Here is a 2527-nt window from a genome sequence, read left to right as displayed (position 1 = left end):
TTCCTTCTGAGTTCATCGGTTTTCGAGGATTAGAAACCCCCTAAATTTCGGAAAATTACTCGGATAGAATCGGAACAAACGCCAAAATTTAGACTAACTTCTCGGAATTCAAGGGCTCGGTCAACGCGCGATTACCCTGTAAAGACTGCTAATCTGGAAACTGTAAATATTTTAAGGATTGAGAGTAATTGTCATTAACTAATCGAGAAAATGCTTTTATTCAGCCTGAAAAACTCATTGATTATTTACTTTCAGAAAATCACCCTGTTGGTAAATCAAAAGCCAAGTTTTTTCGTGAACTCGGTTTTAATGAAGAAAATGTAACATTTTTAGAACAAGAATTGTCAAAAATAGTAAGAAATCAAGATGTTACTGAGGTAATTACTACAGAGCATGGTACTAAATATGTAATAATAGGAACAATCAATACTCCTAAAAATAAATCAGTTACTCTTCTTACAGTCTGGATTATTGATTTAGGCAAAGATACGCCAAGGTTTGTTACTGCTCGACCATTTTTAAAAAATAAAGGCTAACCAGAATTATGATCAAAGAGCTAGATGTAATTAATTTAACCCATGACATTCAAGAACATGGTTTAAAAAAGGGAACTCAAGGAGCGGTTGTTCATTGTTATGATGATCAACAAGCTTATGAGGTAGAGTTTATCAATGATGAAGGGGAAACTTTGGCTTTATTAACTTTAGCAAAAGCTGATATTCAACTAGAACAAGAATTAATCATTGGCGAAGTTTTAGAAATCATCAATGCTTTACCCCCTAATTTATTAAGAGAAGTAAGAGATTTTGCTAAAGTTTTAGAACATAGAAAGTGATGAAGTCGGGCAAAGTTTACTACCCCAGTATTTGCATCTGGTGGTTTTTTTCTTCGGGAAATTTAAACAGAAAAACTGTAATGACATTAAACATAGATAAAAAACTATAACAAATATAGATAAAAACTCAGAATAAAACTATTGACTCAGCAGAAAAAAGGTAGTACGACTGAAAAGAACAATTAGGTCGGACTTACCCCATGGAAACCAAAAAACTGACACCCCGCAATGCTGCTCCTGTCCAACGGGAAAATACCGCTACCGTCTCTCGTGATGGTAATGCGATCGCTCCCCTATTGTTGGACTTGGGGCGTGTGGCTCCTTTTGCGGGAGACGACGCAGAGTAATCCCCCTGATTCTAGCACGAACCTCAAAAAATGTCAAAAGTCTTTTTCTCCTTGCCAAGGCGCACGGTTTGCCTCAAGGAATTGACGTATAACCCTAGTTAATTCAGGGCTTTCGGATACCTGGAACCCGGGGAGAAGCTTCTTGAGCAGGGGAGAGAGGGAGCGGGGGAGTACAGGTTTTTGCTCTTCTGTTGTCTCCCTTTTCCTTGGTTCACGAGTGCTAGAAGATTTAGATTCAGGGAGATGAACCCCTGCCAATAGCTTACTCCCCCAAGGTTATCGGGTAGCGGTCTTCTTCTCCTTGGGTTTGTACCTTTGACAGAATTAGATGAGCTATGATTAAAGTAAGATTTACTTATTCATACATCACAAATGACTCAAATTACTATTAATTTACCAGTCAGTTTACTTGAATCAGCCCAATGTTTAGGAAAGGCTACAGCGCGAGAATTATCGGAAGTTTTAATTGATACCTTAGAAATCATTTTGCCTACCTTTAATAATCTCTCAATAATTGGCAATCAGACCAAAGTTTCCCATCTTTTAGACTCCGAAGTCATTGAGTTGGCTAATTTAAAAATGGATGCAGTTCAAAATCAACGTTTGGGAGAACTACAAGCTAAGGGAAAAAATACGGGATTAACGGAAGCTGAAGGTTATGAATTATTAGTTTTAATCTCAATTTATCAAATGGGACAATTAAGAAAATCAATGGCGTTAGCTGAAGCGGTTAAACGAGGATTAAAATAGCCTTATTTTTTTATTTTAAAGAATTTAGATACTTATTCACAAATTCAGAAGGCGTTAAACATTCAAATTCACCTGTTTGTTGAACCAAAACCTTAATTAACTTATGATTAGCAGATATAAAACATTGAGATTGACCGACTTTTGCCGTTAAATAGACTCCTACATCTTCACGAGGAATTACTCCCAAAGCCTCCATTTCAGCTAACTCAAAATCATCAATCGGGACATAAAAAAACTTAAAGTTTTGCCAAATCCTTCCAATTATTTCTCCACTCCAATCTTTATTTTTTAAACGTTTGGCAACTCTGGTAATTTGGTTAATAAGTTCTTCAGAAATTATTACCCCCACAGGATTATCGTTTGGGGCTTCCCAACCTATACTTTGCACGGCTACAACTTGCATTTTTTACTCAAGGACAATAATATAGTTTAAGAGCCATAATTAGAAGCAAAGCACCTGACTGACGGACACAAGTGGGTCAAAACCTGACAAGACAAGGGTTGCCAAAAAGAAAAATATCTGGGTAGATAGGGAAAAAGCAAGAATCCCTACAAGATGAAAACCGAGAACAGAATCTTCTCCCAAGTTTATTCC

The 2527-nt window shown here is 36.8% G+C and carries 5 protein-coding genes; 4 read left to right on the top strand and 1 reads right to left on the bottom strand.

Annotated features, from left to right (window positions below; all coding sequences use genetic code 11):
- The first annotated feature begins 188 nt into the window (after positions 1-188).
- The 4 genes from IM509_RS02310 to IM509_RS02295 all read left to right on the top strand — a co-directional run bounded on the left by IM509_RS02310 (position 189) and on the right by IM509_RS02295 (position 1932).
- Positions 189-536, top strand: a complete 348-nt coding sequence (locus IM509_RS02310; protein ID WP_002757997.1) for a DUF6883 domain-containing protein — start codon at positions 189-191, stop codon at positions 534-536.
- A gap of 8 nt (positions 537-544) precedes the next feature.
- Positions 545-835: a DUF4926 domain-containing protein gene (locus IM509_RS02305; RefSeq protein WP_185237041.1), complete on the top strand. Its 291-nt coding sequence runs from the start codon at positions 545-547 to the stop codon at positions 833-835.
- 200 nt (positions 836-1035) lie between these two features.
- Positions 1036-1182 carry an anacyclamide/piricyclamide family prenylated cyclic peptide gene (locus IM509_RS02300; RefSeq protein WP_004161264.1) on the top strand — a complete coding sequence of 49 codons (147 nt, stop codon included), beginning with the start codon at positions 1036-1038 and terminating at the stop codon, positions 1180-1182.
- 372 nt (positions 1183-1554) lie between these two features.
- Positions 1555-1932, top strand: coding sequence for a hypothetical protein (locus IM509_RS02295; RefSeq protein ID WP_185237040.1), 378 nt, complete (start codon positions 1555-1557; stop codon positions 1930-1932).
- A 10-nt stretch (positions 1933-1942) separates the two neighbouring features.
- Here IM509_RS02295 and IM509_RS02290 read toward each other — a convergent pair whose 3' ends face one another.
- Positions 1943-2335, bottom strand: coding sequence for a PIN domain-containing protein (locus IM509_RS02290; protein ID WP_287716320.1), 393 nt, complete (start codon positions 2333-2335; stop codon positions 1943-1945).
- Positions 2336-2527 lie beyond the last annotated feature (192 nt).

Source organism: Microcystis sp. M31BS1 (assembly GCF_020245285.1).
Lineage (GTDB): Bacteria > Cyanobacteriota > Cyanobacteriia > Cyanobacteriales > Microcystaceae > Microcystis > Microcystis panniformis.
The sequence above is the reverse complement of the archived record's forward strand: the minus strand, read 5'-3'. Positions and strand labels throughout refer to the sequence as shown.